A 13,196-nucleotide genomic window follows, 5' to 3' on the forward strand; every position below is an offset into this window, starting at 1 on the left:
GGGTTTTATATTATCCTTCCATCTTTTCTTTTAATTTTTTAGCAATAAATGTTGCAACGTGTGCTCCTTTTGTTCCTCTTCCAAATCCTGCGTCCATTCCGTTTTCTTTTGCTAAATCATCATTTAATTGAGTACCACCAACGATTAACAATATTTTATCCCTTACACCTTTTTCTATTGCTAATTGATGTAATTTTTTCATATTTTCCACATGGACATCGTTATGGGTAACAATCATTGAAGCAAGTATCGCCTGAGCACCAAATTCAATTGCAGCATCTATCATTTTTTCTGGTGGAACACTGGTGCCAAGGTATTCATATTTAATTCCATATTTTTCTATACCGCCGTGTTTAATATCTAATATTTCCCTTATACCTACATTATGTTCATCATTACCTACTGTACCAGCTACAACCTTAACTTTATGTTTTGCAAAGAAATCAAACAATTCATCATCTGACATAACTTCAGGTTTTTTAGGTAATACCAAATCATCTTTCTTTATTGCAAATGGAACTTTAGCTTTTAATTCAACATATGTTGCTTCTGTTGGATGAAGAACTGTTTTTGAAATAACCTGTGCATCTTCAAGTCCCATTCTTTTACATATTTCAAGTGCTGCAGCTTCTGCATATTCCTCAGATTCAGGAATTGTCATATCTAATTGAATGTATCCATCATAGCTCCATTCCACTTCGGGTTTTATTAAATTATTTTCTTTATATTCTCTAATTTTTTCCAATCTCTTATATACGTTATCTTCTTCGTCAAGTTCATCGATATATTGTATTTTATCTGGGTTACATAATGTACATCCGCCTATTAAATCACATGGTTTTTCTAAACCTTCTGGAAGATTGTTGTATCCAAAGTGATGACAAACTGGAGCCATATAATCCTTATCTCTTGGAACTACTGTTCCTGCTCCAATGCCGCCATCTTTCTTTCTTACTATACCATCGCCCATTCTTTCAGGATATTCTCCATTATCAACAAACATTCCATTTTCTACTGCTTCAAAGTATCCTCCCATTTCAACTATTTCCTCAAGCATTAATATAGCTCTCATTTTTAATTCTCTTACTTTTTCTCTTACATTATCCCAATTTACCTGAACCATTTCTTTTATTCCATCAAGTGCTATTAATGTATGTTTAGCAGTTTCTACCCCTCTAATAGAATTAATATGCCATGGAACATTTCTTCCTTCATCTGGAGTAATGGTTGATTGAATATCTGCTTTTGTTAATCTGGAAATTAGTGTATCCAATACATGTATTCTCGTTGCGTCAAATAAGTCAGATTCAATATATCTTGTATTCATTTGAGCTCTGAATTTATAATCTTTGAATAATTCTCTAATTGTTAATGCATATACAAAGTTTAATCTAAATTCTGGAGTTGGTGAAACTATTGGTGGAACTGTAGATAATGCTATATTTTCTTTTTTCATTCCAGCTTTTACTGAATATAATGAATTAATAGCATGTTGTACTAATAATTCTGGCATAACCTTCCATGCAAATTTAGCTGATGCATTAGCATTATGAGCACCATCAATTTGTAGCATGTTTGCTGATGCCATAATCTTTTTTGCTACAGCAGCATCAACAAATGATCTAATCATATTAATTCCTCTATATAACACGTTATATTGAGGATCTTGATGAGCTCCATTTACACCTTCTTCAGCAAATAATACAGCTACTTCAGGACCAGCTACACCTGAAACATAACTATGGAAATTAATAGGTCTTCCTACTTCTTCTTCTATTAAATCAAGAGCCTTTCTTGAAGCTCTTAATTGTTTTCTTGTTATAGGGATACCACCTATACCTTCTGGTGTTCCTTCAATTAAACCGTCCATATGACTTTGTCCTAATGTTCTAATAACCATAATATGGTCTGCACCATGCCATGCAGCCATTCTCATTCTTCTTATATCTTCCTCAAATCTACCAGAAGCAATTTCTGAAGTAATGACTTCTTGTGGTTGAGGATCTATATTTTTAAAATAATGTGCTGCAGGTAATGCAACAAAGTTTTTTAATGGTTTACTTACTTCATAATATTCAAAATCTCCTATTTTTGTCTTTGGAGGTAATTTTTCTCTCCATGTCCATCCTTTTCTTTTTGGTCTATATTTATCTAAATCTTTTAATATTTCTTCAACATTCAATTTTTTGTTTGGCTCTAATTTCATTTGTTATCGCCTCCGTGAACAAAAATTCTATCCACATCATCCCAATATTTTCCTGCAATTAAATCTCTTCCTGCTTGTATATAATCTATATTATGTTCTTTAGCTATAGTATATACAATATTACCTGCACCTTTTCCTAATATATGTTTTTCAAAGAATTTATCAACTAATGCTTTAGCTTCCATACTGTTGAATCCCATCCTAAGTAAAACAGATCTTTCAATTGATGGGGATGTATGTGTGGAAGCTAAATCAATCAAAGGATCTACAATCTTTTCAACTAAATCCCAGAAATATTTATCTAATTCTTCATCTGTCATATTCATCAAATGTTTAGCTCTCTCTTCAAAATCTGATTTTCTTGGTTCCATTATAATACCTCCTCAATCAACTTTTTAACTTCTTCAGTTGATATTCTTAAATCTTCAGCAATAAACTTTAATTCTTTTTCAGAAAATTCTGTTTTTCCATATCTTTTTTTCAATTCTTTTATATATGATTTTCTTAATTTTTCTAATGGATATTTTATTACTCCAACTTTTGATGGATGATCAGGTAATACTATATTTTTCCCAGGGATATCTTCTTTTATAGGATCACCGAATTTTATTTCTATACCATTTTCTTTTGCAAAGGTTAATTGTGCTGAAGGTAATTTACCTGCACCAGTGTATTCTGTCTCATTAACAACAATTATTTGATCTTCATCCATTTCCATAGCTAAAGCAAATGCTGCAGCTAAAGAAGTATTTCCAGCAGGTCCTCTTTGCATACCTTCAATATTAGCCAACATTTCAGTTATATAGAAAACTTCACCTTGAGTAACTAAAACATATTCATCCATATATCTTAATGGTCTTGCTGCATTTCTTGGAACATCTGATCTATCTGGGAAAGTTGCAAAAGGAATCCCAAAACCAGTATGTCCAGTAGTGAATGATTTTTTATTAAAGTCATTATCTGATGCCATATGCAATCCGTGTAAATCAACACTTGCACCAATTATTTTTGTATTAACAGCTCCTACTTTTTTCAAACCTCTAGCGGTTCCTGTTAAATTTCCACCACCAGCATGTGTGATAACTACTGCATCTGGATATTTTCCGAATTGATTCATAGATTGTTCTGCAATCTCATATCCTAGTGTTTCTACACCAGCAATACCAAAAGGAGTGTATAATGAAGCATTAAAATAACCTGTTTCTTCAAGTAAAACTAAGAAATAGTAGAATAATTCAGGTCCAACACTTAATTGAACAACTTCAGCGCCATATGCTTCACAAGCTCTAGCTTTTTCTAAAATTTCTGGTTGTCCAACCCCTTTACTATCAAAACATTCTTGAACGATAATTGATCTCAAACCCCTTTTAGATGCTTGAGAAGCAACAGCAGCTCCATAATTTCCGCTAGTTGCTGCCATTACACCCTTATATCCTTGTATTTTTGCTCTATATGCACTTACAGATGCTCTTCTGTCTTTAAATGATCCAGAAGGATTAGTAGCTTCATCTTTTACAAAAATCCTTGCACCTTTTCCTTTTGGTGATATTTTTTTAATCAATTTATTTATATTTTTTAATTCAACTAAAGGTGTATTTCCAACACCAGTTTCAAGTTGTATTTTTCTTATTTCATCTATGGTATATCCTGCATCTTTCATCATTTCTTCATAATCAAAAGCTATCCCTTCAACTTCATATTTGGTATAATCAACGCCTACAGATTTCTTCATTATTTCATTTTTTCTTGACATTACCGCATCATAACTCATATCTCTCATTCTTGATCACCTTCGATCATTTCCCTTAATTGTTTTCCAACTTGAAGCAATTCAATTACAGGTTTTCCAAAATTATGCTTATATTCTGGATATATTTCTTCTAATTTCCCTTCCACTTCTCTTCCTACTGGAGTTTCTATTTTTACAGTATCACCTATTTTTGCTTCATCATTTAATAGAAATCCTTTTATACGAATTTCCAGAGGAACACGTCTAGTGTCCTCTGGAAGATTACTTGCTCTTTGTTCTGGATTTAATCCTATAAAATATATTTGAACCCAATCGCCTTTTTTTGCAATCATTTCATCATCTCCTATACAGTTAAATCTCCTATTAATGCTCTTGGAACTGGTAAATCTGCCATTGATAATAACCCTGACTCTGCTTCTATTACTGAAGGAATCATATTTGTTGCAACAGCGATTGTTCCTTTTCCGCCTGGAATTTCTGGTTTAATAGATAAATTTAAATTAGGATCTCCTATAATTTCTATATAATCTCCTGTATCTACATTTTCCAATTCAGGTCTTACTTGTTGTGGATGTTTTAATTCAATAACCAATTTTCCATTCATATATGCTCTTGCTATGTGATTACATCCAGCAACCATTCCTGGTTCAACTCTTACATATTTTGTTTCTCTTAAAACATTTGAAACTATTGGCTCTCTGGTTTGCTCAATTTTATCAATATTCCATCCTAAAGCATCAGCAATCATATAAATAGATTGTTCAAATCCAATGTGTCCAACAATTTTTCCTGATTTTAATCCTTCTTCAAATTCTTCTACTGTTGTTCCTACACCTTGTGTTTCCATAACTGTAGGTCCAAATGGAGATAAGTCATTAATTCTTGCAGCTTTTATCTGTTCTACGTTCAATGCTGCTCCTGATAATGCTAAAATCAATGTATCCAATACAAAACCCGGATTAATCCCTGTTCCTAAAATCGAAACCCCATATCTTCTTGCAATGCTATCCATTTCTTCCGCTTCATCTGGATGAGTATAGAAAGGATAAGACATTTCTTCTGCAATCGTTATAACGTTAATATGTTTTTTTACGGCTGTAATAATTTGTTCTTTTACAACTTCAACGAATGAATTTGTTGCGATTACTACTAAATCTGGATTAGTTTCATCTAACATTCTTTCTGGTGAATCATAAACCTTTAAGCCGATTTCCCCTATTTCTAATAATTCTCCAACATCTTTTCCAACATATCTTGTATCATGAACTCCAACTAATTCTAATTCATACTTGGATAAAATATTTCTTGCTATGCCACTACCCATTGCGCCAAAACCCCATAATGCTACTCTATACATAGTAACGCCTCCTTTAAAGAATATTAATTTTATTGTGATTTTGCTAACAAAAAAGTTTTGTTTTTTTCATTTTTCAGTATGAAAAATGTAAATATCTACATATTAATTTTATGAAATTTTTTTCATATAGTCAAATACGCATACTCAAACATACTCATACATAAACGAGCATACTCAATATTATTGTATCTATACGGATATAATCCATAATTTTAGCCAAATTTAAAGAAAAATAATAGGTGATGCAAAGCATCACCTATTTAGCTTCATCAACTTTTATTAATAATAATGCACCAACAATAAATAATATAGCTACACTTAAAACGCCAAATCTTGAATTTTTAGTAATTTGAGAAAAGAAACCTACTAAAAATGGACCTATTATAGCTGCAAATTTTCCAAAAATATTATAAAATCCAAAAAATTCAGCAGATTTGTTTTTTGGAATTAATTTGCCATACATTGATCTACTTAAAGCTTGAATACCACCTTGAGATGTTGCAACAAGCATTGCTAAAATCCAAAAATCCACAGCTGTTTTAAGAAAATATCCATACATCGTAATAAATGTATATACTGCTATTCCAATAAACAACATACGTTTTACATTCCATTTTTGAGCTAATTTACCATATATTAATGCAAATGGAAAAGCTACAACCTGAGTTGCAAATAGGGCTAATAACAATTGCGTAGTACCTATTCCCACGTCTTTACCATAAACTGTTGCCATTTTAATTATAGTTCCTACTCCATCTATATAAAAGAAGTAAGCCAATAAAAATAAAAAGATATTATTATATTTTTTTATCTCTTTAAATGTATTTACAAGCCTTTCAAAACTATCCTTAATAGGCGTTTGGGATTTTTTAATATAATGTTCTTGATGAACATTTTTTAGTAGTGGAATAGTAAAAATTGCCCACCATAATGCAGTAATTATAAAAGCTAAACGCGTTGCTATTAGGGAATTAGAAAGACCTACAATACCAGGTTTCATAATAATAGCCATACTTATTATAAAAGGAATTGTACTACCAATATATCCCCAAGCAAAACCGCTTGCTGAAATCCAATCCATTTTTTCATCAGTTGTGACATCAACTATCATAGAATCATAAAATATGTTAGCTCCAGCAAAGCCTATAGCAGAAAATATATAAATGATTAAGCATTGGAGCCAATCTCCTTCTCCTATGGTAGCCAATAAAAATGTTGATATTACCCCTAATAACCAAAAAAAAGTTAGAAATCTTTTTTTTACATTTTTATAATCGGCAATTGTTCCAAGAATAGGTGCTAATAACGCAACAATTATTGTAGCTATTGTATTACCATATCCCCAATAAGCCGTAGAAAGATATCCTTCAATATTTCTTGCTGCAACTTCTTTAAAAAATATTGGTAGAACCGCAGTAGTCACAATCAAAGTATAAGCAGAATTAGCCCAATCATACATCACCCAACTTTTTTCTTTCTTTGTCATCCTACCCCTCCTGATAATCCTTAGAATAATATTAAACAGATAAAATAACATGAATTTTGTTTGATTCAAATATAAATTTTTTTAAAAGAATATTTTTAGAAAAAATATTTTCTGGAATATATAGATATAATCTATTCTTATCAATTTTTAAATATTTCGGGATTTTTTCTTGATTGATAAAATTAATTGGTAAATTATGTTCAAATGTATATATTCCAGATACTGTTTCTGGAGTTCCCGCTATTTTAATTGTATATTTAAACAATAACACCCTTATAATAATCATATTATCTACAAAGTTTATTTTTGTAGATAAATTAAAAATTTTTCTTAAAAATTCTGATGAAGAAAATTTTATTATTCCATTTAGAATATCCATAATGAAATCTTTGTCTATGATTATTTCCAAAATATCTACTCCTTATATTTTAATGTTAAAAGGAATTCTTTATTTTTAACTTCAAAATTTTCTAAGATTAATGATTGGAATAATGGTTTGAGGTTTTCAGAATATTGTATTTTTGATAAGTTTATACCTATTTCATTATCATTTGCTTCAAAACCATCTATAAATTTCGATATTATTGAAAAAACTCCTTCCAGTATTTTTCTTACTCCATCATCTCCTGATAAGTTAAATTTTAATATACCAGTAGCTAAAGATGATGGTTTTTCTTTTAATTCAATAAGAGAATCAAAAACTACATCTTTATTAAATATATTTACCTCTATTTGAAAATGTATACCATCATTTTTCATCTCTATATTTAAATTTTTTAATCCTTTTATAGATGTGTTTTCTTCAATTAATTTATCAACAAGACCATTTATAAAGGCTTCATCGATTTTAATAGTCATTTCAGCCATTTAAAACACCTCACATATTTTCTAATTCTTCTATTAAAGAATTATACTTTTGAGGGTCTTCTGAATAATAATTTGCCAATATATTTATAACATTTTTAAATTTTTTCTCATATTTTATAGGGTTTTTTAAATATAGTTCTTTATATATTTCATATGATTTTTCAAAATACTCTTTTGCTTTTTCATTATCCACTTTTTCACCATATAAATTTCCAAGATTAAATAAAATCATAGCCTTATCTTCTTTTGAAACTTCTAAATTTTCCAAAATTTCATATGCTTCTTTCAAATATTTTTCTGCCTTCTCCAAATTCCCAGAATTCATTTCCAAACTTCCAAGATTATTTAAAGAATAAAAAAGTTGTAAATCATATTTACCATTTGCTTTCTCTTTTAATTTTTTTCTAATTTCTAAAGATGATTCAAAATATTTTCTAGCAAGATCTTTTTTATTAATTTCTACATACATTGTCCCCAAATTATTTTGAATTACTGATGCATTAAATTGCATATCCAGAGATTTATTATTTTCACAAATATGCAAAGCTCTTAAATATGATTTTTCTGCTTCACTATACTTACCTAATTCTGCATTTAAATTGCCCATAATATAATAAATTGCATAATAATTTTCTTCGGGAATTTTTTCTTTTAACTTTTCTACTAAGTTTATTAATGAAATAAGATTATTTTTAGATGATGAAATATATGATTTAATTTCTAATATAGAATTTAATACCGAACTGGTATCACCTAAAGATATTGATATTAAATTCTTTAATAATACAACAATTCCTTCTTCAACCATTTTAATTTTTGAATCATAATGCTTTAATTCTTTTTCTAAGGCTTTATTTTGTTTTTTTAATTCTGCTATTTCTTTTTCATACTCTTCTAATTTTGTATTCAATCTTGATTCTAATGAATTCATTTTATTTTCTAGATTTAAATTGGATATTTCTAATTCTGGCATTATTATTTTTTCTTCTACTTTCTGTTCTAATTCTTCTTTATTTTCAATATTTTCTACATTTATTTCCTCTGATACATAATTTTCTGAAATTTGTGGTTCAACTTCATCATTTAATATTTCTTGCTCTTCTTCTATATCTAACTCCGGTATTTCTTCTTCTATTTCCAATTCTGGTATTTCTTCTGCTTTTTCTTCATTTTTCGTTTCTTCTACTTTTATCTCTTCGTTATTTTCGTCTTTTATTGATTTTTCAGATTCTATATTCAATTCCGGCATTTCTTCTTCTACCTCTAATTCTGGTATTTCTTCCGTTTTTTCTTCATTCTTTGTTTCTTCTACCTTAGATTCTTCTAAATTTATTTCAGGTATTTCTTCATCAATTTTTGCTGTTCCTTCACTTATCTTTTTTTCCAACTCTTCAGCTAACTTCTCCACATCTGCAACATCTGGTTCTTCTGATTCGACCATTCCTAAATCATCTAAATCCATAATTTGTTCATTAATTTTCTTTTCTTCAAGACTTTCTAAACCAGATTCATTAGATGCTTCAAGAGAATCCAAATCCATTAATTTGTTAATTTCTTCTGTATCATTTAGCAATTCCCCTAAATCTATTTCTTCTTGCTCTTTTTTTTCTTCTGGCATTTTTCTCCCCCCAATCAATTAATTTCCCACTTTTTCAATTTTGAAAATAATGTCATTTTCGCCACACCTAAAATATTTGCTGCTTGAGTTTTATTATTTTTTGTAAATTCTAATGTTTTTAATATATATCTTTTTTCAACTTCTTCCAAAGTTAATCCAAGTGGTATTTTTATATATTCCAATCCTTCTGAATCTTTTATATTTTCAGGAATAATTGTTTTATCTAAAATATCCTTTGTTGCAATAGCCACCATCGAGTAAATAACGTTCTTTAATTCTCTAACATTTCCGGGCCAATTATGTTTTATAAGAAGATCAAGAGCATCTGGATTTATTCCTTTTATATTTGTTCCAAATTCTTCATTAGCTTCGTGAATGAAAAAATTAACAAGCTGCGGAATATCTTCTTTATGATTTCTGAGAGGTTCAACATTTATTTGAAAAACTGATAATCTGAAATAAAGATCCTCTCTAAAATTCCCTTTTTCAACCATTTCTTTTAAATCTCTATTTGTAGCTGCGATTATTCTAACATTTATTTTTTTTGTTTTTGTTGAACCTATTCTTTCCACTTCTTTATTTTCCAATACTCTTAATAGCTTTACCTGCATGTTTTTCGGCAACTCACCTATTTCATCTAAAAATAAAGTGCCATTATTTGCCATTTCAAACTTTCCAGGTTTAGATTGTTCCGCCCCAGTAAAGGCCCCTTTTTCATATCCAAATAATTCACTTTCAAATAATTCTGGTGGGATAGCTCCACAATTCACAGCAATAAATTTTTCTCTTCCACTAACTCTATGAATAGATTGAGCTATTATATCCTTTCCTGTCCCACTCTCTCCAGTTATCAAAACAGGTATATTTTTTTTTGCAATTAAATTTATCTTTTCTTTAATTTGTTCAATAAAGTGCGATTTACCTATTATTTCAGGATATTCATTTAATTTTTCTCTTAACTTTCTTATCTCTTTTTTTAAATTAACAGTTTCAAAAACCCTATTAACTTCATTAATCAATACTTTTAAATCTACTGGTTTTTCAAGAAAATTATAAACTCCTAACTTAGTAGCTTTTACTGCATCTGCAATATCTCCATGTGCTGTAATAATTATTATTTCACTGGTATAATTTTTCAATCTCTCTATTAAATCCATTCCATTTACATCGGGTAATCTCAAATCTAAAATTATTACATCAGGATTTTCATCCTTTGCCAAATCCAATCCCTCTAATCCTCTCATTGCACAAATTGTTTTATAATTAAATTTATTTAAAAAATCACACATTGTTTTGTTTAATACTTTATCATCCTCAATTACTAAAATCTTAGGCATTTTCCTCTCCCTTTGTCTTTTTCAAATTCGAAAATATCCCCAAAATTAATCCAAGTACAAAACTCCAAACAGCCGCAAGTGTAATTTGCCATTCAACTGGCAAAGAAAATGTGATTGTATGTGCTGGAACCCAAAACCATAACAAGGTAAGTAATGCTCCTTTTAAACCTTCAGTTGGAACTTTCAATTTAGATATATTTTCCAGGAATCTATGTATAATAACCAACCATGGACCAAAAAATGCATTTGTAAATAGCGATTTAAAAAATGCTTGATATATCTTACCTGATGGCAAATAATGATGATTCACTAATTCATTTACAAACCCATTAAAACCGGTAAATGCAAACTTTATAACTACTCCTAAAATTGCCCATACAAATGCAGAATAAATAATTTTAAATATAGATATTTTGCTTTTTGTTAGCAGTTTTGCTACTATTTCTCCTGCTGTTCCTAAAATAGCGAATTGAATCATTGCTGCAATTAAGGGATTTTCCATGTTATAACCTCCTTTGTTTTTTCTATATTAATTATAACACTTTTTATTGTTTTGTGGCAATTTATAAATTATTTTTATAATTCTATTGTCTATGATATAATAGCAATATATATTATATGCTGTTAGGAGGGGAAAAATGGAAGAGACTATTGCTTCGACTATTTCAAATATTATACAGCAAAATTCGGACACTATAAAAACGTTATATTCGTTTTCTGATTCTTGGTATATTATTTTGCCAGTTTCTTTAATAGCAGTTTTATTTGCAAGAAAAGTTTCAAAGGTGATATTTTTTATATTAGGATTTATAAGTAGTTATGTTTTTATAATTCCATATCTATTACAGTTTGAATTTGCAAAGGAGCTTTTAAATCAAGTGAAAAATTATCAAAGCATATCACTTTTTATTTTTTCAATTGTCATAGGTATTTTAACCTATTCTTTGTTTAAATCTTCTGCACAAATCGCAGGTTTTATATTAGGAGGAATTGTTGGGTTTGAAATTTCTGGCATTATATTAAAATTTTATCCTGAGATTTTTACTAAACTTGATTTTCTGAAAAATATTAATCAATCATATATCCCCTGGATTTTTTCTATAATTTTTGGCTTAATCATGTCTATTATAATTACAAAAAGTTTTGACAATGTTGTAACTATTTTGACTATTTTAATCGCTTCAACAATATCTGCATTTTTTTCTGTTTTTGCATTAGAAAATTCGTTATCTTTAAAAATAGGAGAAAATACATTGTTAAAACAAAATATTAATATTAGTACCGTCGAATTAGCAACCATTGCTGCTTTTTCTCTTATTTATATGATTCTTGGTTTTAAATTTAACTTTAAAAAATCTAATAAATAGGGAGTGTTATTAATGTATGTTATAGGAATTGCTGGTGGAACTGGTTCAGGTAAAACAACTGTAGCTTATAAAATACGAGAAACGCTTGGAACACAAAATTGCGAAATATTACCTATGGATAATTATTATAGAGATCTCAGCCATGAAACTCTTGAGGAAAGAAAACAACATAATTATGATCATCCTGCTATGATTGAAAATGAATTAATGTTTAAACATTTAAGTGATCTAAAAAAAGGAAATACAATCGACCTACCAGAATATGACTTTTCACAATTTACTAGAGTTGGCGCAACAAAATTTGAACCAAAACCAATAATTATAGTTGAGGGTATTTTTGCATTGTATTATGAGGAATTAAGGAAATTATATGACCTGGCTATTTATGTTGATACAGAAAATGATATAAGATTTATTAGAAGACTTGAAAGAGATATAAAAGAAAGAGGTAGGAGTTTAGAATCAGTTATTCAACAATATACTAACACAGTAAAACCCATGCATGATGCATATGTTGAACCAACAAAAAAATATGCTGATATTATTATTCCTGAAGGCGGTTTTAATGAAAAAGCCATTCAGGTTGTAGTAAACTATATTTTCAGAAAAATGCTTAAATAAGTGCATTTAGCACTTATTTAAGTTTATTGACACAACATTTTCTAAAAAATATCTAACCTTAGGAACAAATGTTCATTTTTTCTTTTTTGAAAGAGCTATACTTAATGCTGTTGTTAGTTTTAATATATTCTCATTAAGACCTTCTATCCTATGGCTTAATGTTGCGGCTATTTCTTTCATTATTTTATAACCTATATCTGGCCTTTTCTCTGCAAGTTTTTCAAAATCTTTTTTTGAAATTTCATATAATTCACATTCACTAAGCGCCTTAATAGTAGCAGAACGTGGAGAACCTGTTACTAATGACATTTCTCCAAAAAAACTAATTTTTTCTGCATCCAATATTGCCATGGATTTTTCTCCTTCTTCCCAATGATGAGATCCTATTTTAAGAGTTAACTGATGGCTAATTTGGACCTTGCCTTTTTTAAAAATATACATTGTATCTCCTTTTTGTCCCTCAATAACTATTATTTCACCTGCTTTATAATTTACAGGTTTTAAAATTTGTGAAATTTGTGATAACTGTTCATCATTTAAATTTTTAAATAAAGATATATTTTTTAAAAATTCTTCCATAATTACCA

General features: G+C 29.0%; 14 protein-coding genes. 2 read left to right on the forward strand and 12 right to left on the reverse strand.

Annotated elements, in window-relative coordinates; translation table 11 throughout:
- Positions 1-10: 10 nt before the first annotated feature.
- The 11 genes from oraE to JRV97_RS04135 all read right to left on the reverse strand — a co-directional run bounded on the left by oraE (position 11) and on the right by JRV97_RS04135 (position 11,123).
- On the reverse strand, positions 11-2,206 hold the full coding sequence (oraE, locus tag JRV97_RS04085; RefSeq protein ID WP_281000444.1) for a D-ornithine 4,5-aminomutase subunit OraE: 2,196 nt from the start codon (positions 2,204-2,206) through the stop codon (positions 11-13).
- Positions 2,203-2,577 (reverse strand): ornithine aminomutase subunit alpha, encoded by a 375-nt coding sequence (locus JRV97_RS04090; RefSeq protein WP_281000446.1) that lies wholly within the window; start codon positions 2,575-2,577, stop codon positions 2,203-2,205. Before JRV97_RS04090 ends, oraE begins: the two co-directional genes overlap by 4 nt.
- Positions 2,577-3,986: a 2-amino-4-oxopentanoate thiolase subunit OrtB gene (gene ortB / locus JRV97_RS04095; RefSeq protein ID WP_281000448.1), complete on the reverse strand. Its 1,410-nt coding sequence runs from the start codon at positions 3,984-3,986 to the stop codon at positions 2,577-2,579. Before ortB ends, JRV97_RS04090 begins: the two co-directional genes overlap by 1 nt.
- Positions 3,983-4,288, reverse strand: coding sequence for a 2-amino-4-oxopentanoate thiolase subunit OrtA (gene ortA / locus JRV97_RS04100; RefSeq protein ID WP_281000450.1), 306 nt, complete (start codon positions 4,286-4,288; stop codon positions 3,983-3,985). Before ortA ends, ortB begins: the two co-directional genes overlap by 4 nt.
- A gap of 11 nt (positions 4,289-4,299) precedes the next feature.
- A complete protein-coding gene (gene ord, locus JRV97_RS04105) occupies positions 4,300-5,313 on the reverse strand; it encodes a 2,4-diaminopentanoate dehydrogenase (RefSeq protein WP_281000452.1) in 1,014 nt (337 codons plus the stop codon).
- A 256-nt stretch (positions 5,314-5,569) separates the two neighbouring features.
- Positions 5,570-6,799: an MFS transporter gene (locus tag JRV97_RS04110; RefSeq protein ID WP_281000455.1), complete on the reverse strand. Its 1,230-nt coding sequence runs from the start codon at positions 6,797-6,799 to the stop codon at positions 5,570-5,572.
- 31 nt (positions 6,800-6,830) lie between these two features.
- Positions 6,831-7,208 (reverse strand): hypothetical protein, encoded by a 378-nt coding sequence (locus JRV97_RS04115; protein WP_281000457.1) that lies wholly within the window; start codon positions 7,206-7,208, stop codon positions 6,831-6,833.
- A 5-nt stretch (positions 7,209-7,213) separates the two neighbouring features.
- On the reverse strand, positions 7,214-7,666 hold the full coding sequence (locus JRV97_RS04120) for a hypothetical protein (protein WP_281000459.1): 453 nt from the start codon (positions 7,664-7,666) through the stop codon (positions 7,214-7,216).
- A gap of 10 nt (positions 7,667-7,676) precedes the next feature.
- Positions 7,677-9,284: a tetratricopeptide repeat protein gene (locus JRV97_RS04125; protein WP_281000461.1), complete on the reverse strand. Its 1,608-nt coding sequence runs from the start codon at positions 9,282-9,284 to the stop codon at positions 7,677-7,679.
- A gap of 14 nt (positions 9,285-9,298) precedes the next feature.
- Complete coding sequence (locus JRV97_RS04130) at positions 9,299-10,621, reverse strand: sigma-54-dependent transcriptional regulator (protein ID WP_281000463.1); 1,323 nt, start codon at positions 10,619-10,621, stop codon at positions 9,299-9,301.
- Positions 10,614-11,123 carry a hypothetical protein gene (locus JRV97_RS04135; protein ID WP_281000465.1) on the reverse strand — a complete coding sequence of 170 codons (510 nt, stop codon included), beginning with the start codon at positions 11,121-11,123 and terminating at the stop codon, positions 10,614-10,616. Before JRV97_RS04135 ends, JRV97_RS04130 begins: the two co-directional genes overlap by 8 nt.
- Before the next feature lie 136 nt (positions 11,124-11,259).
- Here JRV97_RS04135 and JRV97_RS04140 point away from each other — a divergent pair, with 136 nt between their 5' ends.
- Both JRV97_RS04140 and udk read left to right on the forward strand, forming a co-directional pair.
- Complete coding sequence (locus JRV97_RS04140) at positions 11,260-11,988, forward strand: hypothetical protein (protein WP_281000467.1); 729 nt, start codon at positions 11,260-11,262, stop codon at positions 11,986-11,988.
- Positions 11,989-12,000: 12 nt separating this feature from the next.
- Positions 12,001-12,609, forward strand: coding sequence for a uridine kinase (gene udk / locus JRV97_RS04145; protein WP_281000469.1), 609 nt, complete (start codon positions 12,001-12,003; stop codon positions 12,607-12,609).
- 72 nt (positions 12,610-12,681) lie between these two features.
- Here udk and JRV97_RS04150 read toward each other — a convergent pair whose 3' ends face one another.
- Positions 12,682-13,188, reverse strand: coding sequence for a cyclic nucleotide-binding domain-containing protein (locus JRV97_RS04150; RefSeq protein WP_281000470.1), 507 nt, complete (start codon positions 13,186-13,188; stop codon positions 12,682-12,684).
- Positions 13,189-13,196: the final 8 nt, after the last annotated feature.

The organism is Marinitoga aeolica (assembly GCF_029910535.1).
GTDB classification, from domain to species: Bacteria; Thermotogota; Thermotogae; order Petrotogales; family Petrotogaceae; genus Marinitoga; species Marinitoga aeolica.

Bases quoted from the DNA above. Each gene is read 5' to 3' on its own strand.
- oraE (WP_281000444.1), bottom strand. From the start codon at position 2,206: ATGAAATTAGAGCCAAACAAAAAATTGAATGTTGAAGAAATATTAAAA.
- JRV97_RS04120 (WP_281000459.1), bottom strand. From the start codon at position 7,666: ATGGCTGAAATGACTATTAAAATCGATGAAGCCTTTATAAATGGTCTT.
- JRV97_RS04110 (WP_281000455.1), bottom strand. From the start codon at position 6,799: ATGACAAAGAAAGAAAAAAGTTGGGTGATGTATGATTGGGCTAATTCT.
- JRV97_RS04090 (WP_281000446.1), bottom strand. From the start codon at position 2,577: ATGGAACCAAGAAAATCAGATTTTGAAGAGAGAGCTAAACATTTGATG.
- JRV97_RS04130 (WP_281000463.1), bottom strand. From the start codon at position 10,621: ATGCCTAAGATTTTAGTAATTGAGGATGATAAAGTATTAAACAAAACA.
- udk (WP_281000469.1), top strand. From the start codon at position 12,001: ATGTATGTTATAGGAATTGCTGGTGGAACTGGTTCAGGTAAAACAACT.
- JRV97_RS04135 (WP_281000465.1), bottom strand. From the start codon at position 11,123: ATGGAAAATCCCTTAATTGCAGCAATGATTCAATTCGCTATTTTAGGA.
- JRV97_RS04150 (WP_281000470.1), bottom strand. From the start codon at position 13,188: ATGGAAGAATTTTTAAAAAATATATCTTTATTTAAAAATTTAAATGAT.
- ortA (WP_281000450.1), bottom strand. From the start codon at position 4,288: ATGATTGCAAAAAAAGGCGATTGGGTTCAAATATATTTTATAGGATTA.
- JRV97_RS04140 (WP_281000467.1), top strand. From the start codon at position 11,260: ATGGAAGAGACTATTGCTTCGACTATTTCAAATATTATACAGCAAAAT.
- JRV97_RS04125 (WP_281000461.1), bottom strand. From the start codon at position 9,284: ATGCCAGAAGAAAAAAAAGAGCAAGAAGAAATAGATTTAGGGGAATTG.
- ortB (WP_281000448.1), bottom strand. From the start codon at position 3,986: ATGAGAGATATGAGTTATGATGCGGTAATGTCAAGAAAAAATGAAATA.
- ord (WP_281000452.1), bottom strand. From the start codon at position 5,313: ATGTATAGAGTAGCATTATGGGGTTTTGGCGCAATGGGTAGTGGCATA.